Origin of the sequence: Enterococcus sp. DIV0703 (genome assembly GCF_051711065.1) — a bacterium.
Taxonomy (GTDB): domain Bacteria; phylum Bacillota; class Bacilli; order Lactobacillales; family Enterococcaceae; genus Enterococcus_B; species Enterococcus_B hirae.
The window spans coordinates 2667501-2694014 of the sequence record NZ_JBIOLX010000001.1; the positions used below are offsets into that span (position 1 = coordinate 2667501).

Here is a 26514-nt window from a genome sequence, read left to right on the forward strand (position 1 = left end):
ACTAATTTACTTCAAATATCCAGTTTTCAATGAACAAAATGTTTTAACAACTAATGTTGTTAATGGAGCCTAGCGGGATCGAACCGCTGACCTCCTGCGTGCAAAGCAGGCGCTCTCCCAGCTGAGCTAAGGCCCCGATTTATTTTTGAGAGTAGACCTCTCAAAACTGAACAAAGTATAAAACAAACAGTGTAGTCTCCGTAATATTCCTTAGAAAGGAGGTGATCCAGCCGCACCTTCCGATACGGCTACCTTGTTACGACTTCACCCCAATCATCTATCCCACCTTAGGCGGCTGGCTCCAAAAGGTTACCTCACCGACTTCGGGTGTTACAAACTCTCGTGGTGTGACGGGCGGTGTGTACAAGGCCCGGGAACGTATTCACCGCGGCGTGCTGATCCGCGATTACTAGCGATTCCGGCTTCATGTAGGCGAGTTGCAGCCTACAATCCGAACTGAGAGAAGCTTTAAGAGATTAGCTTAGCCTCGCGACTTTGCGACTCGTTGTACTTCCCATTGTAGCACGTGTGTAGCCCAGGTCATAAGGGGCATGATGATTTGACGTCATCCCCACCTTCCTCCGGTTTGTCACCGGCAGTCTTGCTAGAGTGCCCAACTAAATGATGGCAACTAACAATAAGGGTTGCGCTCGTTGCGGGACTTAACCCAACATCTCACGACACGAGCTGACGACAACCATGCACCACCTGTCACTTTGCCCCCGAAGGGGAAGCTCTATCTCTAGAGTGGTCAAAGGATGTCAAGACCTGGTAAGGTTCTTCGCGTTGCTTCGAATTAAACCACATGCTCCACCGCTTGTGCGGGCCCCCGTCAATTCCTTTGAGTTTCAACCTTGCGGTCGTACTCCCCAGGCGGAGTGCTTAATGCGTTAGCTGCAGCACTGAAGGGCGGAAACCCTCCAACACTTAGCACTCATCGTTTACGGCGTGGACTACCAGGGTATCTAATCCTGTTTGCTCCCCACGCTTTCGAGCCTCAGCGTCAGTTACAGACCAGAGAGCCGCCTTCGCCACTGGTGTTCCTCCATATATCTACGCATTTCACCGCTACACATGGAATTCCACTCTCCTCTTCTGCACTCAAGTCTCCCAGTTTCCAATGACCCTCCCCGGTTGAGCCGGGGGCTTTCACATCAGACTTAAGAAACCGCCTGCGCTCGCTTTACGCCCAATAAATCCGGACAACGCTTGCCACCTACGTATTACCGCGGCTGCTGGCACGTAGTTAGCCGTGGCTTTCTGGTTAGATACCGTCAAGGGATGAACAGTTACTCTCATCCTTGTTCTTCTCTAACAACAGAGTTTTACGATCCGAAAACCTTCTTCACTCACGCGGCGTTGCTCGGTCAGACTTTCGTCCATTGCCGAAGATTCCCTACTGCTGCCTCCCGTAGGAGTTTGGGCCGTGTCTCAGTCCCAATGTGGCCGATCACCCTCTCAGGTCGGCTATGCATCGTCGCCTTGGTGAGCCGTTACCTCACCAACTAGCTAATGCACCGCGGGTCCATCCATCAGCGACACCCGAAAGCGCCTTTCAAATCAAAACCATGCGGTTTCGATTGTTATACGGTATTAGCACCTGTTTCCAAGTGTTATCCCCTTCTGATGGGCAGGTTACCCACGTGTTACTCACCCGTTCGCCACTCCTCTTTTTCCGGTGGAGCAAGCTCCGGTGGAAAAAGAAGCGTTCGACTTGCATGTATTAGGCACGCCGCCAGCGTTCGTCCTGAGCCAGGATCAAACTCTCATAAAAAGTTCGAACAATCTTACGATTGTTAAGCTCAATTGTTTGCTAGCATATTGCTTGCTTGTTAAAAATGTTTGTTGTCTTGAATCAATCAAGACGCCCTACACATTTGGTTTGTCTTTGCTTTGTTCAGTTTTCAAAGGTCTACTTGATTAAAAGCTAATCATTTGAGATTGCCGTAGCAACTTTTATATCATATCAGAGCGTCGTTTGTTTGTCAACTCTTTTTTTAAAAGTTTTTTAACTTCATTTTTCAGAAGTGTTTCAGCAACTCATTTATCATAACTCATCGTTTGTTATTTGTCAACAACTTTTTTGAAGTTTTTTTCGATAGAATCAAGCTTCGTAAGCTGTTGTTTTTTAACGACTCAGTTATCTTATCATGTGATCTCTCACACGTCAAGAACTTTTTGAAGTTATTTTTTATTTTTGTCAGAAGTTATTTAGTGATAACTTTTGAACAAATAATAATATACCAACTAAACCTTTAACGGTCAACGAATTTTTTGTATTTTTTCAAGTTTTTTTCATTGGACGATCATTTCTGTAATTTTAAAAATAATCATTCGCATTTTAATAGTTTTCCTGCGATATTACTCCTCCCTTATTCTTTAATATTCGTTATAAATAAGAAGATCGTTTAATCAATCCACTCAAATACAAGCAAGCAATTCCTTTATCTATGCCTCCACATAATAAATTTCTCGATTATCCTCGCCTTGCATTTTTTTACCGTACCTCATTATTTCAAAAAAGAAACTGACAAAAAGTGGTGTAAGTTTTACGCTATCTATTAAAAATAGAGTGATCCTTTAACTTCTCTCTTTTACTAGATTATAAAAAAAGAAGCCAACAGTTCTTGGCTTCTTTTTTATTCATATTCACCATATCTAACGCATCGTTGGGAATAGTAAAACATCACGGATCGACTGTGCATCCGTCAATAACATAACTAAACGGTCAATTCCGATACCTAGACCGCCAGTTGGTGGCATACCATATTCTAAAGCTTCCAAGAAGTCTTCATCGACACCGTGTGCTTCATCGTTTCCTAGCTCACGTTCTTTTTCTTGGGCTTCAAAACGTTCTCTTTGATCAATCGGATCATTTAATTCGGTAAAGGCATTCGCAAATTCCCGACCAACGATAAACAATTCAAAACGATCGGTAAAGCGTGGATCTTCTGGATTCTTTTTCGCCAATGGAGATACTTCTACTGGATGTCCGTAAACAAAAGTTGGTTGTGTCAATGTTTCTTCCACAAAAGTTTCAAAGAACTCATTGATGACATGACCTACGCCCATTGCTTCGGTCACTTCTACGTGATGCTCTTCAGCAAGTGCTAATGCTTCTTCTAATGTCATTTCTTTCCAGAAATCGACACCTGTTTGCTCTTTGATCGCATCTACCATATGGATACGTTTAAAGTCACTTTCCAAATCAACTGCTTGGCCATCATAAGTGATTTCTGCTGTACCAAGAACTTTTTGGGCTGCATTACGAATGATTCCTTCAGTCAAGTTCATGACATCCTGGAAATCTGTATAAGCGGTGTAAGCTTCTAACATCGTAAATTCTGGATTATGAGTTGTATCGATCCCTTCATTACGGAAAACGCGACCGATTTCGTAAACTTTTTCCATTCCACCCACAATTAGGCGTTTTAAATGAAGTTCTAACGCAATACGTAAGTATAAATCAATATCTAGTGCGTTATGGTGTGTAATAAATGGACGAGCTGCAGCACCACCGGCTTCATTGTGTAAGACTGGTGTTTCTACTTCAATATAGCCATTACCATCTAAGTAACGACGGATTTCGCTAATAATTTGGCTACGTTTCATGAAGCGATCAAAACTTTCACGGTTACTGATCAAATCAAGATAACGTTGACGATAACGTTGTTCGATATTAGTCAATCCATGGTATTTATCTGGTAGCGGACGTAAAGCTTTTGATAAAATAGTGATTTCTGATGCCTTGATTGAAACTTCGCCCGTATCAGTCTTCATGATTTCACCTGTTACGCCAAAGAAGTCTCCTAAATCAGCATGTTTGAATACATCATAGGCTTCATCACCTACTTGATCTTTACGTACATAAATTTGGATTTGGCCTTCACGATCTTGTAAGTGAGCAAATCCAGCTTTTCCTTTACCACGACGAGTGATCATTCGACCGGCTACACTTGCAGTTAGCCCCATCTCTGCTAATTCTTCTTTTGTTCTTGGATCAAACAATTCATGTAATTCTTCTGAATTGTGCGTACGTTCAAATCGTTTACCAAAAGGATCAATCCCATTTTCTCTTAATTGCTCCATTTTTTGACGGCGAACAAGCATTTGATCGTTTAAATCTTCTACTTGATGTTGTTGTTCCTGTGTCACAAAAGTTCCTCCATTCTCATGTTATTCTCTTTCCTATAATGCCAATGAAACACAAAAAAAGCAAGCCGAACTTAAAGTTCGACTTGAAAATTCACGAAAAACTTAGAAAATCACTAGATTATTTCACAGATACTTTTTCTGTTTTCTCTAAAAAGCGGTCAAGCAATTCATTGATTTCTACTTGTTTTTCTGCTTGATTGATTGCAACTTTTACTTTTGCTGCTCGAGAGATTCCTTTTAAATAATAGGAAGCATGTGTCCGAAATTCTCGGCACGCAACAACCTCCCCTTTTAAATCGACTAAACGTTTCAAATGTAATTTAGCGGTCTCGATTTTTTCTCTTGGTGTTGGTTCAGGGATTAACTCGCCGGTTTCTAAGTAATGCTGGGTGCGATGGATCATCCAAGGATTGCCTAACGCTGCACGCCCAATCATCACACCATCCGCTCCTACGTATTCTAACATTCTTTTAGCATCTTCCGGAGTTTTGACATCTCCATTGCCCATAAATGGGATCTTGAGCTGACTTTTAACTTCTTTCAATACTTCCCAGTTTGCTTTACCTTCATACATTTGTACTCTCGTACGTCCGTGCATGGCGATTGCACTGGCGCCAGCTGCTTCAGCCGCTAAAGCATTTTGCACAGCAAAAACATGTTGTTCATCCCAACCGATTCTCATTTTCACAGTAACTGGTACATCAACAGCAGAAGAGACAGCTTGTACCATCTCATAAACTTTATCTGGATCCAATAACCATTTAGCACCTGCTTCTGCTTTGATGATTTTGTTCACTGGGCAACCCATATTGATATCAATGATGTCAGCCGCTGTATTTTCTTGAACGAATTGGGCAGCCTCGACCAAAGTATCTTTGTTTCCACCAAAAATTTGCAAGCTTAGTGGATGTTCTGTTTCTTCGATATGCAGCATCTCTAATGTTTTCTTGTTTCTAAAATGGATTCCTTGGTCACTGATCATCTCACAGACGACTAATCCAGCACCGAACTCTTTGACGGTCACACGAAAAGCTGAATTAGTGATTCCAGCCATCGGTGCGACAACTACTCGATTGGGAATTTCAACATGTCCGATTTTCCATGTATGTTCCACTTATTTTCCTCCCAGCGCTTCTGCTTTTAGCTCGGATAATTCTGCTTCACTGTATTCATACTTGTTGTTGCAGAATGAACAAACGGCTTCTGCTCCGTGATCTTCATCAATCATCGCTTGGATTTCTTCTGCCCCTAAAGCAATAATTGCTTCCCCAAATTTTTCTTTTGAGCAATCACATTTGAATTGTACCGGCATTTTCTCTAAAATATTCAACTCACTAGTTCCTAGTAAACCTTCAAGAATTTTTTCAGGTGTTAATCCTTCGTCTAATAAAGTAGAAATACGTGGTGTCGTTTTTAATTGTTCTTCGATTTTACTGATAGTTTCTTCATCTGCACCAGGCATGATTTGGATCATAAATCCACCAGCTGTTTTGATACTGTCATCCGTGTTAACTAAAACGCTCAATCCAACTGCTGAAGGAATCTGTTCTGAGATTGCAAGATAATAGGTAAAGTCTTCCGCAATTTCTCCAGAAACAATAGGTGTTTGTCCCGAAAATGGTTCTTTCAAACCGAGGTCTTTAGTAACACTGAACATCCCTTGCGTTCCCACAGCACCACGCACATCAATTTTTCCTGCTTCATTCAAAGGTAGGCTCAAATGAGGGTTTTGGATATAGCCTTTGACTTCTCCTTTGCCATTCGCATCTACCACAATCCCATTAGCCGGACCATTCCCTTGAATCCGCACAGTTAACTTGTCTTCGCCTTTTAGCGTCGAACCTAGTAAAAGTCCGCCAACAAGCGTACGACCTAATGCAGCCGATGATGTATGCCAAGTGTCGTGTCGCTTTTGGGCTTCTGCAACAGTGTTTGTTGCTTGAACTGCATAAGCACGTACATAGCCATCATAGGCCAGTGCCTTGATCAAATAATCTTCCATTTATTTATGTACCTCTTTTCCGATTTTTAAATTCATAGTGAATCATACTAGTTACGCTGATAATTTTCAACTTATGAATGTTATCTTTTCTTTTATTTGCCTATTCTATAATAAAAAATAAAACAACTACTAAAAAAGAGCCACGACTTTTGTCGTAGCTCTCATTTTTTAGCGATTATTTCGGTTGATCATCCGAATCATCTGTTGAAGAAGTTTGATGTTCTTCTTCATTTAATTCTTTTTTCTCTTCTTCAAATTCTTTCTTATCGTGCTCAAAATCTTGTTTTTCTTCCGCTTGTTTTTCTGCGTCTTTTTCTTCCAAAGCACGTTTTGCTTCTTCAAAAGTTTGCGCTTCTTTTTCACTAGGATAGTTAGCAGATTCTGAACCTTCAGGCATAACACCTTTTTCAAATAAAGATTTGATTGCTTTCGCATCGAGTGTTTCAAATTCTAACAGTTTTTCAGCGATCAATTTATGTTGTGCTCGATGTGCTTCGATGATCTCATGCGCTTTTTGATGAGCTTCCATCAAAATCTTACGCACTTCTTGGTCAATTTCAAAGGCCACTTGTTCAGAGTAAGCTTTCGTTTGACCATAGTCACGACCAACGAATACTTGATGATTTCCTTCATATTGAACTGGACCTAAACGATCACTCATTCCATATTCAGTTACCATGCTTCGTGCTAAAGCTGTTGCTTGTTCAAAGTCATTAGAAGCCCCAGTTGATTGAACGTTGAAGATGATTTCTTCTGCTGTTCGACCACCAAGCAAACCAACGATTTGTTCAAACATATCTTCTTTTGTCATTAAGAATTGATCTTCTTTTGGTAAGGCGATCATATAACCACCTGCACGTCCACGTGGAATAATGGTTACTTTATGAACCACACGTGCCCGACTCAAGACTAAACCAACGATCGTATGACCTGCTTCGTGATAAGCCACCATTTCTCGTTCTTTTTTGCTGATTACGCGATCTTTCTTAGCTGGACCTGCAATCACGCGATCTTCTGCTTCATCAATATCTGAAGCATCGATTTTCTTCTTGTTACGACGAGCCGCAACTAAAGCTGCTTCGTTTAAGACATTTTCTAAATCTGCACCAGCAAAACCTGGTGTTTGTTGTGCCACGACTTTCAAATCAACGTCATCTGCCATCGGTTTGTTTCGTGCGTGAACACGTAAGATTGCTTCACGGCCTTTTACATCTGGACGACCAACTAAAATTTGACGGTCAAAACGTCCTGGACGTAAAAGTGCAGGGTCAAGTACATCTGAACGGTTTGTTGCAGCAATGACGATAACACCTTCATTCCCATCAAATCCGTCCATTTCAACTAGCAATTGGTTCAGTGTTTGTTCACGTTCATCATGTCCACCGCCCATGCCTGCGCCACGTTGACGACCAACAGCATCAATTTCATCGATGAAGATGATTGCTGGAGCATTTTTCTTCGCTGTTTCAAATAAGTCACGAACACGACTTGCCCCAACACCCACAAACATTTCTACAAAGTCAGAACCTGAAATAGAGTAAAACGGTACACCCGCTTCTCCAGCTACAGCTTTTGCTAACAATGTTTTACCAGTTCCTGGAGGTCCTTCTAAAAGAACACCAGCTGGGATACGTGCGCCTAACTCAACAAAACGTCGCGGATCTCTTAAGAATTCAACAACTTCAACCAACTCTTGTTTCTCTTCTTCTGCACCAGCGACATCTGAGAAGCGTACACGGTTAGCTTTTTTGTCGGCTTCTTTGGCTTTTGATTTACCAAAGTTCATGACACGGCCACCGCCGCCTCCGCCACCACCTTGTTGCCCCATCATCATATAGAAGAAGAACACAAGGATGATAATTGGTAAGAAGCTTAGCAATAAGGATACCCATACGCCACTGCTTGATTCTTCTTTGACTGTTGTAGCTACGTTATGTTCTTTCGCTAAATCAGTCACTTGGCTAAGTGTGGTATCGTTTGGCAAAATAATCGTTGTAAAGTGTGTCGTTTTTGTATCTGTCGATCCTAAGATAGCAAGTCCACCACTGTTAGAGACGGTTTGCTGTTCTTTATACTCTCCAGAAATTTTATATACACCATTTGCAGGTTGTACTTCAAATTCTTTGATTTTACCTGCTTGTAATTGTTCTGTAAATTTTGTGTACTCGATATCTGACGATCGTTGGCCGTTATTACCAAAGATAAAATATACGACCATAACCATCGCTAAGATTACGAGGACATAATACAAGGCATTTTTCATCATGCCATTGTTTTTTTTGTTCATAGTTGCCCTCCCTATGCGTTATTTTAATTTAGCATTTTTTTTATCAATCCTGACCATTCTATTGTAACACAATTTATAGTAGATACAGCACTAATTTGATTGATAAACGCTAGGCTTCAATACACCGATGTATGGTAAATTACGGTAAGCTTCTGCATAATCTAATCCGTAACCCACTACAAATTCATTAGGAACATTGAATCCAACATAGTCTGCTTCAATATCAACTACTCTACCTTCTGGTTTATCAAGCAATGTGACAATTTTCACTGATTTTGCTTTACGGTATTTAAATAGATCAACCAAATAAGCGAGTGTTCTTCCACTATCGATGATATCTTCAACGATCAGTAAGTCACGGCCTTCAACATTGGTATCTAAATCTTTGACGATTTTGACTTCTCCTGATGAAACCGTTGCATTTCCATAACTTGAAACATCCATAAAGTCTATTTCCAAGTGAGCATCAATCGAACGTATGATATCTGCCATGAATGGAACAGCGCCTTTTAGAACACCAACAACGAGTGGATTATTATGCTTATAAGTTTCTGCCAATTCTTTGCCTAGTTCTTCACAACGAACTTGTATTTCTTCTCTTGTAATCAAAACTTTTTCAATATCCTTTTCTAACATCAGGTTCTCCTTCCAATTGCTTCTTTGTGATATTTGTAAAGAAGTATGTAGTGTATTTTATCAGTTTCTACACCAATACTCAAATAGGAATAGGTAAATGGGACCAAACTATAAATATTTTCATTTTGATCCCTCACGACCCATGCCTCTTTTCTTTGTGAATCAGGTACTTTGTTATCAATCAAATATCTGGATATTTTCTTTTTTAGTTTGCTATTTAGCTGGATACGCTCTCCTGCTTGTCTCTTTCCTACAAACAGTTCTTGATGTGAAGATAGCCAAAGATCATGAGAAAACTCGTCCCAATCATCTGCTTTTCTAGCTTCTTCGGCTGCTTCAGGTGTAAACAAGCCGATCCAGCAGCTTTCATCTAACCTGATGCGTTGATTCAACTCCAACTTATACGCCTCTGTTCGTTCTTGTATTGTTTTTGAGGGATCAGCTTTCTCTTGGATAAGATAGATTTTTTCATAGCTACGTTGCAGAACCCACCCTCGTTCAAGAGTAATTTTCCATTGGCCTTTTTTCTGTTGACACTGTTGTAAAATCAGTTGGATTTGTTTTTCTTTGATCACGATCGCTGTTTTTTCAAAAAAATGATCAAAGAATGCGTATAAGAAATAATAGCTTTCTTCTTCTGGCATCTCCGCTAATAGTTTCCAAGGAAAATGCACCCGTTCGTTTTCTTCTACGACATTTTCCATCAAGACTTTCTTCATGTGTGTTTGAATCAATCGATCTGCCCATTGGATCTGCTGCGAAAAACGTTGAAAATGAACCATTGCTTGTGGATTTTCTTGTTTTAGTTGAGGCAGAACCAAATGACGAAGGCGATTACGTTGAACATCCAACTCTTGATTCGTATGGTCTTCAAAATAAACCAGCTCTCGCTCTGAAGCATATTGATATAATTGCGCCTTACTAAATCCTAGTAACGGACGAATCAATCGACCATTGGAGAAGGGTTGGGCTTCTTTGATCCCAGCATAGGTACTAAGTTGCCCCCCACGCAACAACTTCATTAAAACCGTTTCCATTTGGTCATCCCCATGATGTGCCGTCATTAGGCAGTCATAGCTGCCGCTTTGCATCTGCTTCGCAAACACTTGATAACGAAACTCTCGAGCCGCTGTTTCAATGCCCTTTTTTGTTGGCTTTTCCCAAACTTCCACTTGTAACGGGAGTTGATGTTGTTGACAATACTTCTTTAAATACGCAACTTCATGAACAGATTCTTCTCTTAATTGATGATTGATATGGGTCACTGCCAAAAAGAAACCCCATTTTTTTTGCGCTTCCATCATTAAATCCAGAAGAACCATAGAATCTACTCCCCCAGAAACCGCCAGTAGCGCTCTTGTTTTTTCATTCAAATAACCATTGATTTCACAATTTGTCAAAAAACGTTGTCTGATCTTCCTTGCGTCTTGTTCTTCTTCCATCGAATCACTTCCTTGTTCCTTCTCGGCTTCGATCAACCTACCATCAAAGATTCCAATGAAAAAAAGAGCGGACAAAAGTCTGCGACAATTGCCTGCTCTTAAGTTTTTGGTTAGCTGCGACGTCCGCCGCGTCCGCCACGTTTACCTTCTGTATTGCGCTTCAAGGAAGTCAATCGATCATCACTATCCTTTAAAAATGAACTCATTAATGAATCGAAGTCTTCTTTATGGTTATTAGAAGATTGACTGCGAGAAAAAGGTTTTTTCTGTGTTGAACGACCTCGATTATCGCGAGGATCTCTTTGTTGGTATTTTTTTGGACGCTTATCATCATCTGATTCTGTTGATTCCGCTGGTTTTGGTTGTGTTTGACGGATTGATAATCCAATTTTACCATCATCATTAACTGAGATAACTTTAACAGTTACTTCATCACTGACACTTAAAACATCATGAATATCTTTGATATAGCCATTTGAGACTTCACTGATATGAACTAGACCAGTTTTTCCAGCTCCTAAATCAATAAACGCGCCAAAATTTGTAATTCCTGATACTTTCCCTTGCAGTTTTGCTCCTACCTCGATTGACATAAAAAAAATGTTCCTCCTAATTATTAACCTATTTATAATACTGCTTATTTTGCAGTTGTTGAACTAGTTGTTTGGTCTGTGTCATCCGTATTTGATTCTAATACTGGATAAACCTGCTCGCCTTCTTTTGAATAAAAGTATTTGCTTCTCGCAAGTTTCGCCACATAGTCATCATCTTTCAATAATGAGACATCCTGTGTTAGCTGATCCACATCAGCATTGACTTGGCTTAATTCCGTATTTGCTTCAACTTTCAATTCGTTTAATTGATTCATTCTTTGCATATCACGAAAAATTTGAAAACCTAAAATTGCGAAAATGACCAAAGCACCTATAAAAATAACTGCTAATCGACGTCTACGAAAAATCAACTGGCGTTGTTGTTCTTGAAATTCGACATATTTTTTCTTTGCATACTCTGTATCTAAAGCAGCAATTTTGTTGCTTTTTTTTGTCACTTCTCTTCGCTCCAATCTTTTTTGATTGTCGTTTTCATTATACCAATATCATTGAGGGTTGTCTAATCTATTTCGTCAGTGTTTTGCTTGCGAATCTCCGAAATGATCTCATACATTTTTTGAGCATCTTCTTTTTTCGTCGACTCATGTAATTCATTGACTTTTACTTCCATTGTTTTGTTTCCAAATTGGATCTTCAATTGATCGCCTACCTTGACATCACTAGAAGATTTAGCCAATTTTCCGTTGATTTGAATTCTTCCTTTATCTGCCACTTCTTTTGCTACAGAGCGGCGTTTGATAATTCGGGAAATTTTAAGAAATTTATCTAATCGCATTAGGATTCCTCACTTTTATTTTTTATAAGTTTATTAAATCGTAAAATCTTTTTTCCAAACGGTAACATCAACCATTCTCTAACCGTAAATAATTTTGTCCAGATCACAGCATTCACAAAGACGAACGCTCCGATTCCTACACCTGCTAAACTGGCAAAGAATGCAGAAGACCGATGAGCAACCGGGCCAAAAATCATCGTCAGTCCGCCATAATAAATCAGTAAGGCTAAGATCATCCATCCCAAACATTGAAGCAATTTACTTCCAAAGCGACGTTCTTTCCAGAACTGATTGATTTCACTAGTCTCCGTGTGGACAAAATACCATAGAGTGACAGCCAATCCTAGCAAGGTCGACAAACTAGCTCCTACTGTCCCTAGATAACCAGTTAGAAACGGGGTTGCCAAAGCTTTGGCTAACAGCCCCCAGCCTGCACCTTTCAAAGAGGGACGAAAAGAATTTTTACTTTGGGCAATACTTTGATAGGTTTGGATGATTGCTGTTAAAGCAATTGCAAAGACGAATAGCACCAACGCTGCATTCCCAGCGTAATCTTTAAATAGCGCATAGTTGATATACGGTAAAAGCATAGCTAGTCCTACAGAAGCAGCTAATGCTAAAGTCGTTGTTAACCGTAAATAGATTTTGGCAGTCTTTAGAAATTGACTATGCACAGCCGTCATCAAGTACTTCGTCAATGCAGGTAAGAAAGTCGCACTTAATGCAGTCGCAATCACTAGTCCTAATTGAACTAACGGTTGCCCACGATCATAGACTCCTTTTGCAATTTTTGCACTTTGTTCAGATAATCCATAAACTTGAAGCGCATTTTTTACAAAAAATGAGTCGATCAGCTGAAAGAAAATCAGCAGACCACTATAGATTGACACTAAGCCCCCTTCAACTAAAAAACGCCGGATCAATCGTTTGTCAGGTCGTTTCGTGACCGAAAAATGTCGAAAACTTAACGCCCCACCATGGATCTTTTGTTCATAATAGCGCAACACACCATAGGCACAAAGTCCCCCGATGACTGCACCACTCATAGCCGCAGTTCCTGTTTGGTAAACTGACCAGCCAAATAGTCGAAAAGCAAAGGCACTGAAAACGATGATCGCCACTCTCACAAATTGTTCAACGACTTGTGAAACAGCTGTCGGTTCCATCAAAAATCTGCCTTGGAAATTTCCTCGATAAAAAGATAGTCCTGGCATCAGTAAGAAAGTAAATGAAACGATTTGGATCAGCGGTCGTAATTGCTGATCCCCCATCATCCAAGCAATCCAACGGCTAAAGAGAAAAGTAAACAGCCACAGAACAATCCCTGTCCAAAAAACTAATGGATAAAGCCGTTGCAGTGCTTCTTTTCGCTGAATTGGATCTTTTCGTTCAGCGACATATTTTGAAATGAATTGCGGTAAACCAGACAACGCTAAAGTCATGGCAATCCCATAGATTGGGTATACTTGTTGGTATACATAAAATCCTTCATCACCAACTAAGTTTTGGAGCGGAATGCGGTACAGCGCACTTAGGACTTTTGCTATGAAAGAAGCAATCGTCAATATAAATGCGCCATGCATCACGCGACGCATCTCTTTATGGTCCAAAGTATTCGCTCCTTCCTAAGCAGACAGATATTTTTGTTCACGTAAAGCTTTGACAAAACGTTGGATTTCTTGCAACCAAACTGCTTCATCGGTCTTGTTAGGAACCGTTAGTCGAATCACCATTTTTTCTTTTTCTACACCTAAACTTGCTTTTAGTTTTGTTGCAGTCAAAGCTTCAAATAACTGTTCTACAGTATAGCGTTTTGTTCCTGCTTTACTTAGGTTAAAGACGATAGTCTGCTGTTGCTTGCGAATTGTTTCAATCAAGGCGCGATCGCCATCCATTTTGATTTGGCCAATCGTTAAGAGATGTGCCACCTCTTCAGGGTATTCCCCAAAACGGTCTAAAAGATCATCTTCTAATTCATCAAGCATTTCTTGTGAATCAAGTTCCCTGATCCGTTTATAAATTTCAATTTTCTGTCTTTGGTCCGAAACATATTCTTCTGTCAAGTAAGCATCGACCCCAAGATCGATTTCAACTGCTGTTTTTTCCACTTGGTTGTTCTTTCCTTGTTTACGTAAAACAGCATCACTTAACATTTGCGAATACATGTCGAATCCGACAGCATCAATAAAGCCGTGCTGCTGCGCACCTAGCAGATTTCCTGCTCCTCGGATCGATAAATCCCGCATAGCGATTTTAAAACCAGAGCCTAGTTCGGTGAAATCTTTAATGGCTTGAAGACGTTTTTCGCTGACTTCATTCAAGATTTTTTGTTGTTCATACATGAAGTAGGCGTACGCCACTCGGTTGCTTCGTCCCACACGACCTCGTAATTGATAAAGAGTCGATAGCCCCATGTAATCAGCATTTTCAACGAAGAGCGTATTCGCATTTGGAATATCGACACCCGTTTCAATGATCGTCGTTGTGACTAACACATCATATTGTCCTTCAATAAAATCAAACAATGTATTTTCTAATTGTGCTTCAGTCATTTGACCATGCGCATAACCGATCCGTGCTTCTGGTACAAGTTCTTGGATTTCTTCCACTTTTTGTTCGATCGTCTCTACTCGATTATAGAGATAGAACACTTGACCGCCACGCCCCATTTCTCGATGGATAGCTTCACGAATCGCTCCAGGATTTTTTTCCATCACGTAAGTTTGAATCGGATAACGATTGGCAGGCGGTGTTTCGATCACTGATAAATCACGAACCCCGAGCATTGACATGTGGAGTGTCCGTGGGATCGGTGTCGCTGTCAACGTCAAGACATCCACTTGGGCACGTAGTTGTTTCAAACGTTCTTTATGTTTTACACCAAAACGCTGTTCTTCGTCAACGATCAATAACCCTAAGTCACTAAATTCAATGTCTTTAGATAAGATACGATGCGTTCCGACTACGATATCGATTTGTCCAGTACGTAATTGTTCAATCGTTTCTTTTTGTTGTTTTTTCGTTCGGAAACGACTCAATAGACCTACATTTACTGGAAATCCTTCAAAACGTTCCAACATCGTTTCATAGTGTTGTTGGGCGAGAATGGTCGTAGGAACTAAAAAGGCAACTTGTTTACTTTCCTTGACGGCTTTAAAAGCAGCTCGTAAAGCCACTTCCGTTTTACCGTAGCCAACATCACCAACGAGCAAACGATCCATCGGTTTTTCTTTTTCCATATCTCGTTTGATCTCTGCGGCACTCCGTAATTGGTCATCCGTTTCAGAGTATGGGAAGGCATTTTCAAATTCTTTTTGATACCCATCATCCGGTCCAAACGCATACCCTTTTTCTGATTCTCTGGCAGCATATAGTTTGATCAGATCATCTGCGATATCTTCAATTTTAGACGAAACCTTTCTTTTGGTTTTCGTCCATTCACTACTGCCTAATTTATTGATACGAGGTGCTTTTGATTCAGAAGCAACATATTTTTGGATCAAATTCAGCTGGGTAACCGGAATAAATAATTTATCGTCATTTTGATAAAGGATCGTCATGTAGTCTTGATGGACACCATCCACTTCTAACGTTTCCATCCCAATATATTTACCGATCCCGTGATTTGCGTGAACGACATAGTCGCCTGCTTTTAGTTCATTATAGCTTTTTAAACGTTCCGCATTCGTTACGGTTTGTCGCCGTGTTTGTTTCTTCGTCGTTTTTTGGAAAATTTCTTTTTCCGTAATCGCGACTATTTTCTCTTGAGGAAGTTCGAACCCTGTTTGCAGCGCCCCTTCCACTAGTTGCACTTGTCCTCTGATCAGTTTTTCTTTTTCGGTTTCCACGACTAGGATCTCTTCATCACGTAACATCTGCTCCGCTTTTCTAATCCGTTCTTTCGTAGGAATAAAGATGACTACTGTTTGTTCTTGCTTACGCCATCGGTCCATTTCTGTTTTCAATAATGGCATTTGACCGAAAAATTGTTGCATCGTACGATATTGAAAATTGTGAATCGCTTGAAAACGTAAATTCCCCATACCCTTTTGAAAAAGCGCAAAAAAAGTCGTCACAAATTTTTCTTTTTGAACTAATTTATGCACATCATTGACAAAGACTTGCTCTGAGAAGACACGTAATTCACTAATTTTTTGTGTTTGCCATTCAGCTGCTTCTCTTTCGATCTCCCGATTTGTTTCCATGATTCGTTGATAATCATCCACAATGAATAAACTACTTGTTGGAAAATAATCAAGGATCGTCGTTTCTTCTTGATAAAGAAGATCAGCATAAAGTTTCGCGTCTTCTGTCGGATTTCCTGCTTGCCATTGCGCGATCACTTGTCCAAAATAATCCTGCACGAATTGGCGGTCTGTTTCTTCTGAAATCGTCGCTAGTTTCTTTTCTAACAACTTTTCCAGTCGGTCGATCCCATGAAGTAAATCAGCTTGGTCGTAGACCTGTTCACTTGTCGGTGCGATCCAAATTTCTGTTACTTTTTCGATCGAGCGTTGAGTTTCTACTTCAAAATATCGCATGGAGTCAATCTCTACATCAAATAATTCGATACGTACGGGATGTTCGAGATTGATCGGATAGATATCAATGATGCTGCCACGAATACTATACTCTCCTGTTTTTGCCACCATCTCAACTCGTTCGTAGCCTAATAAAGTCAATAGACGAGGCAGATCGTCAACGGCTATTTCCTCTCCCGTTCGCCAAGTCAATTGGGCTTGTTTCCAAACTTTTGGACTGGGTAATCGTTTATGCAATGCTGCTACTGGTAATAAATAGACCCCTGGTTGTTTTTGTTGCAGGGCATTTAGTGTAGCAACTCTTTCTCTTCTTGCTTCTGGGGAAGAAAAAGCCATTTCCGCAGAAAGAACTTCATCTACTGGAAAAGAATGTATTTGTTCTGCTGGCAAAACATGTTGCAAATCTTCTGCTAGTTGATTCGCATAATACAGATTAGGCATTAATACGACTAAGTTTTTCTTTGTTTTTTTGAACGCTCGAGCAAAGAGAAGAGTTTTGGCTGAACCAGCTAAACCAGTGATCAATTGTCTTGGTGATTTTTCTTCTATCTGGTTGAGCCATTCCTTTACCTGTGGATCTTTACCAATTAATTGAACGATATCCATTTTTTTCCTCCTTCGCTAATTGAATTTGTTCATCGTATCGATAAACGAATGACCATCCAGCATAAACTCGAGTGCTGCCACTGACTGATCGATACTTGCTTCAATCAATGGTTGAACTTCTTTACTAAATGGGCTTAGCACGTGTTGAACAACAGTTTTGTTTCCTTCTGGTCGACCAATGCCTACTTTGATACGGTCAAATACATTTGTATTCAAGTGAGAAATGATACTTTTTATTCCATTATGCCCTCCAGCACTCCCTTTTTGGCGCAAGCGGATCTTGCCAGTTACAAGATCTAAATCATCATAAACAACAACTAATTCTTCCGGATAAATACCGAAATAAGTCATTAATGGTCCTACAGCACGACCAGATTCGTTCATAAAAGTTTGCGGCTTCACTAATAAGATTTTTTCTCCTTGATAGAAAAACTCTGCAACTTCCGCTTCAAATGTATTTTTTTTAAACACAGCTTGTTGCTTTTCAGCCATGCGATCAACGACCATAAAGCCGATATTATGTTTGGTTTGTGCATATTTGGTTCCTGGGTTTCCAAGCCCTACGATCATTTTCATTTGTTCTACCACCTAATTGAAAAAAGCAGCACAAAAGGCTGGAGCGCCCTAAAGCAATCCAGTCTTTGACTCATTTTTTCATTTTTTTACTTTCTACTATTAAGTATAACACACAAGTACCTGTTTCAACAAAAAGAGAATGTTTAACAAATGATAAAGAAATTAAAATTTTCTTCAAAGTCTAATAAATTAATAACCTTTTAAAAATAGTGAAATCACGCACATGTAAGCTTTTACATATAATACAACCTTGTTATCTGTTATATTTTATAGCCAAATAGCGTGACAGCGGGCTTGATAAATGTTAGCATAGGCATGGGAAAAAACAAAATCAATGGAAGGATTGATATATAATGACTGCAGCTGCAGAAAAAAAAGATCATCAAAAAGTAATTCTTGTTGGAGATGGCGCCGTAGGTTCTAGCTATGCCTTTGCTCTAGTTACTCAAAACATTGCACAAGAAGTAGGTATCGTAGATATCAACACAGCAAAAACTGAAGGAGATGCTATTGATTTATCACATGCTCTAGCATTTACTTCACCTAAAAAAATCTACTCTGCTACTTATGCAGATGCACATGATGCTGACTTAGTAGTTATCACTGCTGGTGCACCACAAAAACCAGGTGAAACTCGCTTAGACTTAGTAAATAAAAACTTAAAAATCAACCGCGATGTAGTAACACAAATTGTTGAATCAGGATTCAATGGTATTTTCTTAGTTGCTGCTAACCCAGTAGATATTTTAACTTACTCAACTTGGAAATTCTCAGGCTTCCCTAAAGAACGCGTAATCGGTTCAGGTACTTCACTTGACTCAGCTCGCTTCCGTCAAGCACTTGCAGAATTAGTTGATGTTGATGCACGTAACGTCCATGCTTATATCTTAGGTGAACACGGTGACTCAGAATTTCCTGTTTGGTCACATGCTAACGTTGCTGGTTTACAAATTTATGAATGGGTTAAAAACAATCCAGACGTTGATGAAGAAGCAATGGTTAACTTATTCTTTGGTGTACGTGATGCTGCTTACACAATCATTGAAAAGAAAGGCGCTACTTTCTATGGTATCGCTGTAGCCTTAGCACGTATCACTCGTGCCATCTTAGATGATGAAAATGCTGTACTTCCACTATCTGTATTTATGAATGGTGAATACGGCTTGAACGATATCTACATTGGTGCCCCTGCAGTAATCAACCGTCAAGGTATCCAAAAAGTTATCGAAATCCCTCTAAGTGACAGCGAACAAGATCGTATGGCTGCTTCAGCTAAACAATTAAAAGAAATCTTAGATGAAGCTTTTTCTAAATTAGACGCTGAATAATTAGAATAAATTTAACCACTTAATCAAGCAGAATGTCAGCATTCTGCTTGATTTTTTTACTTAACGATCGTTAAATTTTTGCTAAATCATTTGTCCCCTTCGTCTTTTTTCTCAAAATATGCTATGATTAGTTCGTTATACGCTAAACTATCAAATAAGGAGCTGCCCGCATGACAAGATCTTCTCATCATAAAAAATCGAAATCGCTACACATTGGTCTATTAACTACGCTAGGCGTATTCCTTGCATTAATCGGCTTTTACGCTTACCGCAGTACATATTACACCAATCATTTTTTACCTAACACGGAAATTAATTCCATCAATGTAAGTAACCTGACCGTGCAACAGGCAAATGACAAATTAAAAGACACCTTTTCCAATAAAAAGCTGACGATTGAAGAAAATGGGAAAGTTTGGGAAGAGATCGCAAAATCTGAGCTTGGTTATAAAGATGACTTTTCAGCAGATTTATCTCGATTGTTAAACCAACAAAATGCTTGGTCATGGGGCATGAACTATGTTTCCGCTAGTGAAAAACAAGAAATTGATCCGCAAGATACTGATCATCAAAAACTAGATGAAACGCTGGCTTCCACGACGAATAAGCTAACCGAATTAAATAAAGATCGGACACAGACACAAGATGCGACGATTGAAAAATCTGGTGACTCTTTCAAAATAAAACCAGAAGTAACTGGCGATACGATTGATGTGACAGCAGCTATCAACGCGCTGAAAACCAGTGTGAAGGATGGCAAAAACAAAATTGATTTAACTAAATTTCAAACAAAACCAAAAGTGACAGCGACCGATAAAAATTTAACAAAACAAGTCGATGAAATGAATGCCATTGCTAATATCAAAGGAACCTATAGTATCAACGGCAATACTTTCCAGATACCTCGTTCTGAAATTGCTAACTGGCTAACTTATACAGATGGTAAAGTTGATTTAGATACAACACAAGTTAAAAACTATGTAACAGGTTTAGGAGAAAAATATAACACGAGTACGAATGACACGAAATTTAAAAGTACAAAACGTGGTGAAGTAACGGTTCCTGTTGGTACCTATAGTTGGTCAATCAAAACTGATGCAGAAACAGAAGCTTTGAAGTCAGCCATTTTGGCAGGTAAAGACTTTACCCGTTCACCAATTGTTCAAGGTGCCACAACAGCTGATCATCCTTTAATAGAAGATACCTATATCGAAGTTGATTTAAAAAACCAGCATATGTGGTATTACAAGGATGGTAAAGTTGCGCTAGAAACTGACATCGTGTCTGGAAAACCTAAGACCCCTACTCCAGCTGGTGTTTTCTATGTTTGGAACAAAGAGGAAAATGCCACATTAAAAGGAACGAATGATGATGGAACCCCTTATGCAAGTCCTGTAAACTACTGGATGCCAGTTGACTGGACAGGCGTTGGTATCCATGATTCCGACTGGCAACCTGAATATGGTGGCGATCTTTGGAAAACTCGTGGATCTCATGGATGTGTCAATACGCCACCAAGTGTCATGAAAGAATTGTTTGGCATGGTAGAAAAAGGTACACCAGTAATCATTTTCTGATAGCTTCAATAAAAAATGAATTCATAAAAAAACTGGTTTCTCAACAAAGTTTATCTTAAACTTTAGAGAGACCAGTTTTTTTACGTCTATCACTATCAAAGGGGGAATAACATGGACGATAAGTTACAAGCTAAAAAAACTTATTATCAACAGTTTCTTGGTTACACTGAGCAACAGATCTTAGAATTAACCGCCAGTATCGCAGACCAGCAAAAACTACTCGTCAAACCAGAGAATAATGAATTTGAACAGAAGATTTTAGTCAAAAAACTAGCTAGTGACAAGAGAAAAATGCAATCATTTTTAAATGGTAAGGGCCTCCTCTGTTCAATCCTTCAGCAACTGGATAATATTCATACTACGATCGCGAATCAAGATCAAAATAATTCGCTATGGAATAGGTTTTTTCGCTCATCATCCAATGAGTTGGCTAATCACCAGAAATTATTACATACATATGAACTTCTGTTTGAAGAAATAATGAAAGGATTATACAGCGATACACAAAAGGCGTCACCGTATAAAAAACTAGTGCCCAAAGAGAGGTACAGATAATGATTCAAGGATAAAATCAACCACTCCTAAAATAAATTCCAATCCAATCTATCCATAAATAAACAACAGCTGGCTTTGATCCACAAGTTCTATTTTATAAAAATGAATCACAAGTATACTACGAAATGAAGCCGAAAAATCCTAAAATAGAAAACTATTTTAGGATTTTTCGGCTTCATACTCAATTTTAATTACTTCTATAACTCATTTTTTCATGTACACTAATTGATCCTTCTACCTAAAATTTTTTTCTCACAAAACCAACGATCAAGCATAAGACAATCGCTGTCAATGTCCCCATTGAATCGAGCATGACATCTTGGAAAGACGGTGTTCGATCCCCTGTAAGCATCTGATGAAATTCATCTAACCCAGCATAACCGGTCGCCGATAACCAAGCTAAGACACTTGTTAACCACCAGATTTTCATTTTAGGAAAGACCCCTAAAAACAAACTACCACCTAAAATAAAATAAGCCCCAAAATGAGCACCTTTTCGTAAGAAAAATTCAACGAATTTACCATAACCTAAATGATCTACACTCACTACACCATCGCCATAAGTAAAACGAATATTATCAAATACTTGTTTAAACGGATGATTGGGAAACCACTCTTCGATCCTGGAGACTTGGGATTGTTGTCCGTAAGTTTGCGATGAACTGTAAAATAAGAGAGCCATGATGAGTACTGCAATAACTAAATAAAAGTTGCCATTTTTCATTTGTTTTTTTATTGAATTCATAAGTCACCTCTGCCATTTATAATAGCTCTTTTTTTACGAAACAACAAACTTTTCTTAGAGACTTAAATAAGAAAATAATGCTATACTAATTGTATTATAAATTGAAGGGAGCTTTTTCATGACATATTCACTAAATTGGGATCTTGATTCAATTTTTTCAGGTGGAAGTGATTCCCCAGCCTTAAATGAACGCTTAGAACAATTAGAAAAACAAATCAATACCTATTATCAATGCGTTAATCAATGGGATCATTCAGTCAGTACAAATGATGAACTTACGACACTGATCAAACAACAAGAAACAATTACAGAAGGTTTTTCTCAATGTAATAGTTATATTACGGCTTTGTTATCTGCGAATGTCAAAGATACCCAAGCAAAGCTTTTATCAGGAAAATTATATGCACTATTACCACGTTGGCAATCAGCCGATACGATTTTATCGAAAAAATTTGCAGAAATATCTGACAATAATTGGCAAACATTGCTCCAAACAGATGAATTTTCTTTGATTGCTTTTCGTATGAATGAGATTCGCAGAGACGGTCATCGTTTATTGTCCGAAGCAGAAGAAAACATCATCAATACACTCTCATTAGACGGGCTGAACGCGTGGAGCAGTCATTACGACACAATTGTGGGAACAATCGTGATTCCATTTGAAGAAAATGGCAAGGTAACTGACTTGTCAGCAGGTCAAGCCTTCAATAAAATGATGGGTGATCCAGATCCACTCGTACGTGAAAAGTTATTTATTGCCTGGGAAAAAGCTTGGCAAGAAAAAACGTCTTTACTATCGGACACATTAAATCACTTAGATGGTTTCCGTTTATCAACCTATAAACTACATGGTATGAACGACTATTTACAAAAACCATTAGAATACAATCGTTTGAAAAAAGAAACACTTGATGTGATGTGGGCAACTATCCAAAAAAATAAACAACCGTTAGTTGATTACTTAACAAGAAAAGCCAATCTTTTCGGTAAAGAAAAAATGGAGTGGCAAGATCAAGATGCACCAATTATTTTAGGAGATCTAAAGGAAAAGACGTTTACCTTTGACGAAGCTGCCTCTTTTATCATTGAGAATTTCCAAAAATTCAGTCCCAAAATGGCAACCTTTGCACAATCTGCATTTGAAAAAAGTTGGATTGAAGCAGAGGATCGTCCGGGAAAACGACCTGGCGGGTATTGTACTGAGCTGCCAGAAACCCAAGAATCCAGAATTTTTATGACCTATAGTAACTCAGTCAATGAAGTAGCTACGCTAGCCCACGAATTAGGTCATGCCTTTCATAGTAGTGTCATGTGGGATCTGCCAGCATTGAACCGTGATTACGCAATGAATGTTGCAGAAACTGCTAGCACGTTTGCTGAATTGATTGTCGCTGATGCTACCTTAAAAGCAGCCAAAACGAAAGAAGAAAAAATCAATTTATTAGATACTAAATTACAAAATGCTTTGGCCATGTTTATGAATATCCATTCTCGTTTCATTTTCGAAAATCGTTTCTATTCTGCGCGACAAGAAGGACTTGTTTCAGAAGAAGAAATCACTCAAATGATGGTTGAAGCTCAAAAAGAAGGTTATCATGATGCCTTAGCTACTTACCACCCACACTTCTGGGCAGCTAAATTGCATTTCTTTATTGATGATGTTCCTTTTTATAACTTCCCTTACACGTTTGGCTATTTATTTAGTTTAGGTATTTATGCTTATGCAAACAAAAAAGGAACAAGTTTTGAGCAAGAATACATTGAGTTATTAAGAGATACAGCTTCAATGACAACCGAAGAACTTGCTCAAAAACATTTAGGTGTTGACTTAACGAAACCAGATTTCTGGCAAGCTGGCATCGATATGGTTTTAGAGGATATCAATAGTTTCATGACACTTTCTGAAGAATATGTACATTAATTGATCAAGCTAAATCATTACTAGATAAAATGATCGATTCATAAACAGTAAAAATAGCAGTTTTTTCATTCATTGGAAATCCTATTTTGACTAATAAGTCCAAATGAGCTAGAGAGAATAGTGATTGGTTTACACCAACCTTCTTCACTCTAGCTCATTTATTTTGGTTGCTTCGTCTCTCATTCCAAACATCCATGATCATTTTTTGTGAAAATCACCAATGTCCCCTACTATTTTATAGCTACATATAAACTTCATTCTTTACTCACTGATTGCATTACAGACTAAAAAAGACACGTTGTCAAAGGATATTGGTAAAAAGAAACCTTAGAATCATAGGGTATCATTTTTATACTTTTTAAACTATAAAAAAGATGTTGGTGAATTTCACCAACATCAAAAAGAATAGAGCCACAAAAAAAAATGAACAGGAAGATTTCTCCTCCTGTTCATTCTATTTATTATTACATACTTACTGCAAAATCAGGTGTGTACCATTGAACTGAACCAACTTTAACATTTTCACCTGGTTGTGGTGCATGGATATATTGTCCGCCACCTAATGAAATAGCTACGTGATAAGTTCCGCCAGCAGAACCCCAGAATAATAAGTCTCCAGCTTTTGCTTGAGAAACTGAAATTTTTGTTCCAGCTGATTCTTGAGGTACTGTCCAACCACCGATGTCACGGCCAGTTACTTGTAAATATACATAGCGTGTAAATCCAGAACAGTCAAAGCCACTTGGATCTTTACCACCCCATACATATGGAGTACCAATATATTTGTAAGCTTCTGCTACAATCGCAGCGCCGTTCACACTACCAGAAGGATTTGGTGCTGGTGCTGGAGCAGGCGTTGGTGTAGGTGTTGGAGCTGGTGTTACAGTATTATTGTTATTGTTGTTATTTGTTGTACTGTTATTAGTGCTATTATTAGTGCTGTTATTAGTACTATTGTTTGTATTATTATTTACATTTGTATTAGAGCTGCTTGAACTGCTTTCTGTATTCGCAGGTGTTGACTCTTGTGTAGAAGATTCAGGAACTGTTGATTCTTCTGTTGAAGATGATTCAGTAGAAGAAGAGCCAGTTGATGAATTTTCTGTTGTTGTAGAAGATTCAGTAGATGTTGATTCTTCTGTTGTTGAAGACTCAGGAGCTTTTGATTCTTCACTTGAAGATTGTGCAGCTGATGAGCTTTCTGTTGTAGTTGATGCTGATGATGAAGCTTGTGTTTGTGCAGCTTGTGCAGCAGCTTGTTCACGTGCTTCTTTTTCAGCTTTTTCTTGAGCTGCTTGTTGACGAGCTTGTTCTGCTAAGCGAGCTTGTTCACGGATACGTGCTTGCTCTGCTTCAGCTTCAGCTTTCTTACGGTTCAAGTCAGCTTTCTTATCTTCTGCTGTTGCTTGTTCAGCAGCCAATGAAGTTTTCAAGACATTTAAGTCAGCTTGTTTTGCTAATAAATCGCCTTTTTGTGACTCTAAAGCAGCTTGGTTGTCAGCAAGTTCTTTTTGTTTTGCTTCATTTTCAGCTTTTTTCGCTTCTACTGCTTGTTTGTCTTCTTTTTGTTGTTGTACTAAGTCTTGGTTTGCTTTAACGATTGTAGACATTGCTTGGATACGACCAACAGCATCTGCTAATGAATCTGCATTTAACACAGCGTCAATATAGTTTGAACTAGTATTTTTTACTTGTGTTTCACGTGCTTGTTTTTGGATTGTTGCTTCACGTTTTTCAATACGTTCTTGTAAATCTTTGATTTCTTGTTTTAATTGAGCAGATTCTTTACGCAATGTATCTTGTTTAGTTAATAAATCTTGCGCTTTTGTGTTAATAGCAGAAACTTGACCTTCTAATGCTTCAATTTGTGATTGTGCACTTGCTTGTTGGTTTTGTAAGTCTGCAATTTTTTTGTCTTGTTGTTGTATCTGAGAATCAAAATCGTCCGCCGCGGCAGCGATCGGTGATCCTACGGCAGTTAAAGCGATTGAACTTAGCATTACCGCTGATAATAAACTCTTTTTCACTCTTCATTCCTCCGACTGGCTTAATTTAATAAATATCTAAATATATTTAAGTCTTTCTTAACGATATAAAAATTGTACCATAGCAGTATGTCAACGATATAATAGTTATGTTACAAAAACATTTCAAAATAAAATCTTAAAATGACAAACATGTAAGTTTCAATGATTATTCACAAAATATGACATTTATTTCAGAAATCAGTACAAAAAAAAGAAATTATTCATCACTGAATAATTTCTTGAATGGAAAAACAAAAACTGCGAATAGAATCATCGTTAATAATAAAGTTGGCCCAAGATATCTAGTAATAAAGTAAGTGTTATTTACAGATACTAATTTGAAAATCAATTGTACAGCTAAAGTGAACAACTCATACCCCGTAACAAAAATAATCATACTAAAAAATTCTGTAAAGATATTAAAGTGGATATAAGAACTCATCGAATACATAATAAAGACCATCAGTGGTAATGCCACCGCATAGATCCCGATTACACCGATATAGTAGGTATCAAAGATTGCTCCAAGGACGACCGTTGTAATCAATAAATACCTTTTAGGAAATTTCATACTGCAAAACAGCAAAGCCAAAATGAGAAAATGGGCACTAGCCATGTATTGCCCATTTGACCACTCGACAAACATTCTAGTCAAATGCCCATCAATCAACATCAATAAGAACAATACAACTGGCAAGTAATATTTCATTGTATCTTTTTTCAGCAT

General features: G+C 38.8%; 19 protein-coding genes, 1 tRNA gene and 1 rRNA gene. 4 read left to right on the plus strand and 17 right to left on the minus strand.

What is annotated here, in order from left to right; all coding sequences use genetic code 11:
- Positions 1 to 63 precede the first annotated feature (63 nt).
- The 14 genes from IGK81_RS12255 to pth all read right to left on the minus strand — a co-directional run bounded on the left by IGK81_RS12255 (position 64) and on the right by pth (position 17634).
- A tRNA-Ala gene (locus IGK81_RS12255) sits at positions 64 to 136 on the minus strand.
- Positions 137 to 214: 78 nt separating this feature from the next.
- A 16S ribosomal RNA gene (locus IGK81_RS12260) occupies positions 215 to 1774 on the minus strand.
- An 884-nt stretch (positions 1775 to 2658) separates the two neighbouring features.
- Positions 2659 to 4155 (minus strand): lysine--tRNA ligase, encoded by a 1497-nt coding sequence (gene lysS / locus IGK81_RS12265; RefSeq protein WP_010720573.1) that lies wholly within the window; start codon positions 4153 to 4155, stop codon positions 2659 to 2661.
- Between the two features lie 118 nt (positions 4156 to 4273).
- Positions 4274 to 5269: a tRNA dihydrouridine synthase DusB gene (gene dusB / locus IGK81_RS12270; protein ID WP_034700012.1), complete on the minus strand. Its 996-nt coding sequence runs from the start codon at positions 5267 to 5269 to the stop codon at positions 4274 to 4276.
- Positions 5270 to 6157, minus strand: coding sequence for an Hsp33 family molecular chaperone HslO (hslO, locus tag IGK81_RS12275; RefSeq protein WP_010720575.1), 888 nt, complete (start codon positions 6155 to 6157; stop codon positions 5270 to 5272).
- A 175-nt stretch (positions 6158 to 6332) separates the two neighbouring features.
- Complete coding sequence (ftsH, locus tag IGK81_RS12280) at positions 6333 to 8444, minus strand: ATP-dependent zinc metalloprotease FtsH (RefSeq protein WP_010720576.1); 2112 nt, start codon at positions 8442 to 8444, stop codon at positions 6333 to 6335.
- A gap of 90 nt (positions 8445 to 8534) precedes the next feature.
- On the minus strand, positions 8535 to 9080 hold the full coding sequence (hpt, locus tag IGK81_RS12285) for a hypoxanthine phosphoribosyltransferase (RefSeq protein WP_010737292.1): 546 nt from the start codon (positions 9078 to 9080) through the stop codon (positions 8535 to 8537).
- A complete protein-coding gene (gene tilS, locus IGK81_RS12290; protein ID WP_034700014.1) occupies positions 9080 to 10522 on the minus strand; it encodes a tRNA lysidine(34) synthetase TilS in 1443 nt (480 codons plus the stop codon). Before tilS ends, hpt begins: the two co-directional genes overlap by 1 nt.
- Before the next feature lie 110 nt (positions 10523 to 10632).
- Entirely contained in the window at positions 10633 to 11115 is a 483-nt protein-coding gene (locus IGK81_RS12295; protein ID WP_010720579.1) for a S1 domain-containing RNA-binding protein, read from the minus strand.
- A gap of 44 nt (positions 11116 to 11159) precedes the next feature.
- A complete protein-coding gene (locus IGK81_RS12300; RefSeq protein ID WP_010737290.1) occupies positions 11160 to 11573 on the minus strand; it encodes an FtsB family cell division protein in 414 nt (137 codons plus the stop codon).
- A gap of 62 nt (positions 11574 to 11635) precedes the next feature.
- Positions 11636 to 11911 (minus strand): RNA-binding S4 domain-containing protein, encoded by a 276-nt coding sequence (locus tag IGK81_RS12305; RefSeq protein ID WP_010720581.1) that lies wholly within the window; start codon positions 11909 to 11911, stop codon positions 11636 to 11638.
- Entirely contained in the window at positions 11911 to 13521 is a 1611-nt protein-coding gene (locus tag IGK81_RS12310; protein WP_010720582.1) for a putative polysaccharide biosynthesis protein, read from the minus strand. Before IGK81_RS12310 ends, IGK81_RS12305 begins: the two co-directional genes overlap by 1 nt.
- Before the next feature lie 15 nt (positions 13522 to 13536).
- On the minus strand, positions 13537 to 17058 hold the full coding sequence (gene mfd, locus IGK81_RS12315; protein WP_034700017.1) for a transcription-repair coupling factor: 3522 nt from the start codon (positions 17056 to 17058) through the stop codon (positions 13537 to 13539).
- A gap of 15 nt (positions 17059 to 17073) precedes the next feature.
- On the minus strand, positions 17074 to 17634 hold the full coding sequence (pth, locus tag IGK81_RS12320; protein WP_010720584.1) for an aminoacyl-tRNA hydrolase: 561 nt from the start codon (positions 17632 to 17634) through the stop codon (positions 17074 to 17076).
- A 353-nt stretch (positions 17635 to 17987) separates the two neighbouring features.
- On the opposite strand from pth, the gene IGK81_RS12325 reads away from it, so the two are divergent.
- From IGK81_RS12325 to IGK81_RS12335, 3 genes are all read left to right on the plus strand, one after another.
- The gene (locus tag IGK81_RS12325) at positions 17988 to 18962 is read left to right on the plus strand and encodes an L-lactate dehydrogenase (RefSeq protein WP_005875171.1); all 975 of its coding nucleotides are present in this window, start codon (positions 17988 to 17990) and stop codon (positions 18960 to 18962) included.
- 170 nt (positions 18963 to 19132) lie between these two features.
- Complete coding sequence (locus IGK81_RS12330; protein ID WP_010720585.1) at positions 19133 to 20539, plus strand: L,D-transpeptidase family protein; 1407 nt, start codon at positions 19133 to 19135, stop codon at positions 20537 to 20539.
- A gap of 111 nt (positions 20540 to 20650) precedes the next feature.
- Positions 20651 to 21094, plus strand: a complete 444-nt coding sequence (locus IGK81_RS12335; RefSeq protein WP_034700018.1) for a hypothetical protein — start codon at positions 20651 to 20653, stop codon at positions 21092 to 21094.
- A gap of 238 nt (positions 21095 to 21332) precedes the next feature.
- Here IGK81_RS12335 and IGK81_RS12340 read toward each other — a convergent pair whose 3' ends face one another.
- On the minus strand, positions 21333 to 21839 hold the full coding sequence (locus IGK81_RS12340; protein WP_034700020.1) for a VanZ family protein: 507 nt from the start codon (positions 21837 to 21839) through the stop codon (positions 21333 to 21335).
- Between the two features lie 118 nt (positions 21840 to 21957).
- Between IGK81_RS12340 and IGK81_RS12345 the strand changes: the two genes are divergently transcribed.
- The gene (locus tag IGK81_RS12345; RefSeq protein ID WP_034700022.1) at positions 21958 to 23760 is read left to right on the plus strand and encodes a M3 family oligoendopeptidase; all 1803 of its coding nucleotides are present in this window, start codon (positions 21958 to 21960) and stop codon (positions 23758 to 23760) included.
- A gap of 464 nt (positions 23761 to 24224) precedes the next feature.
- On the opposite strand, the gene IGK81_RS12350 is transcribed toward IGK81_RS12345, so the two are convergent.
- Complete coding sequence (locus tag IGK81_RS12350; RefSeq protein ID WP_034700024.1) at positions 24225 to 25787, minus strand: C40 family peptidase; 1563 nt, start codon at positions 25785 to 25787, stop codon at positions 24225 to 24227.
- A 217-nt stretch (positions 25788 to 26004) separates the two neighbouring features.
- Positions 26005 to 26514 carry a rod shape-determining protein MreD gene (gene mreD, locus IGK81_RS12355; protein WP_010737284.1) on the minus strand — a complete coding sequence of 170 codons (510 nt, stop codon included), beginning with the start codon at positions 26512 to 26514 and terminating at the stop codon, positions 26005 to 26007.

What these genes read in the sequence shown, in the direction of transcription:
- IGK81_RS12335 (WP_034700018.1), top strand. Translation starts at nt 20,651, where the DNA reads ATGGACGATAAGTTACAAGCTAAAAAAACTTATTATCAACAGTTTCTT.
- mreD (WP_010737284.1), bottom strand. Translation starts at nt 26,514, where the DNA reads ATGCTGAAAAAAGATACAATGAAATATTACTTGCCAGTTGTATTGTTC.
- IGK81_RS12305 (WP_010720581.1), bottom strand. Translation starts at nt 11,911, where the DNA reads ATGCGATTAGATAAATTTCTTAAAATTTCCCGAATTATCAAACGCCGC.
- IGK81_RS12330 (WP_010720585.1), top strand. Translation starts at nt 19,133, where the DNA reads ATGACAAGATCTTCTCATCATAAAAAATCGAAATCGCTACACATTGGT.
- mfd (WP_034700017.1), bottom strand. Translation starts at nt 17,058, where the DNA reads ATGGATATCGTTCAATTAATTGGTAAAGATCCACAGGTAAAGGAATGG.
- tilS (WP_034700014.1), bottom strand. Translation starts at nt 10,522, where the DNA reads ATGGAAGAAGAACAAGACGCAAGGAAGATCAGACAACGTTTTTTGACA.
- IGK81_RS12340 (WP_034700020.1), bottom strand. Translation starts at nt 21,839, where the DNA reads ATGAATTCAATAAAAAAACAAATGAAAAATGGCAACTTTTATTTAGTT.
- hpt (WP_010737292.1), bottom strand. Translation starts at nt 9,080, where the DNA reads ATGTTAGAAAAGGATATTGAAAAAGTTTTGATTACAAGAGAAGAAATA.
- IGK81_RS12325 (WP_005875171.1), top strand. Translation starts at nt 17,988, where the DNA reads ATGACTGCAGCTGCAGAAAAAAAAGATCATCAAAAAGTAATTCTTGTT.
- IGK81_RS12295 (WP_010720579.1), bottom strand. Translation starts at nt 11,115, where the DNA reads ATGTCAATCGAGGTAGGAGCAAAACTGCAAGGGAAAGTATCAGGAATT.
- pth (WP_010720584.1), bottom strand. Translation starts at nt 17,634, where the DNA reads ATGAAAATGATCGTAGGGCTTGGAAACCCAGGAACCAAATATGCACAA.
- IGK81_RS12345 (WP_034700022.1), top strand. Translation starts at nt 21,958, where the DNA reads ATGACATATTCACTAAATTGGGATCTTGATTCAATTTTTTCAGGTGGA.
- hslO (WP_010720575.1), bottom strand. Translation starts at nt 6,157, where the DNA reads ATGGAAGATTATTTGATCAAGGCACTGGCCTATGATGGCTATGTACGT.
- ftsH (WP_010720576.1), bottom strand. Translation starts at nt 8,444, where the DNA reads ATGAACAAAAAAAACAATGGCATGATGAAAAATGCCTTGTATTATGTC.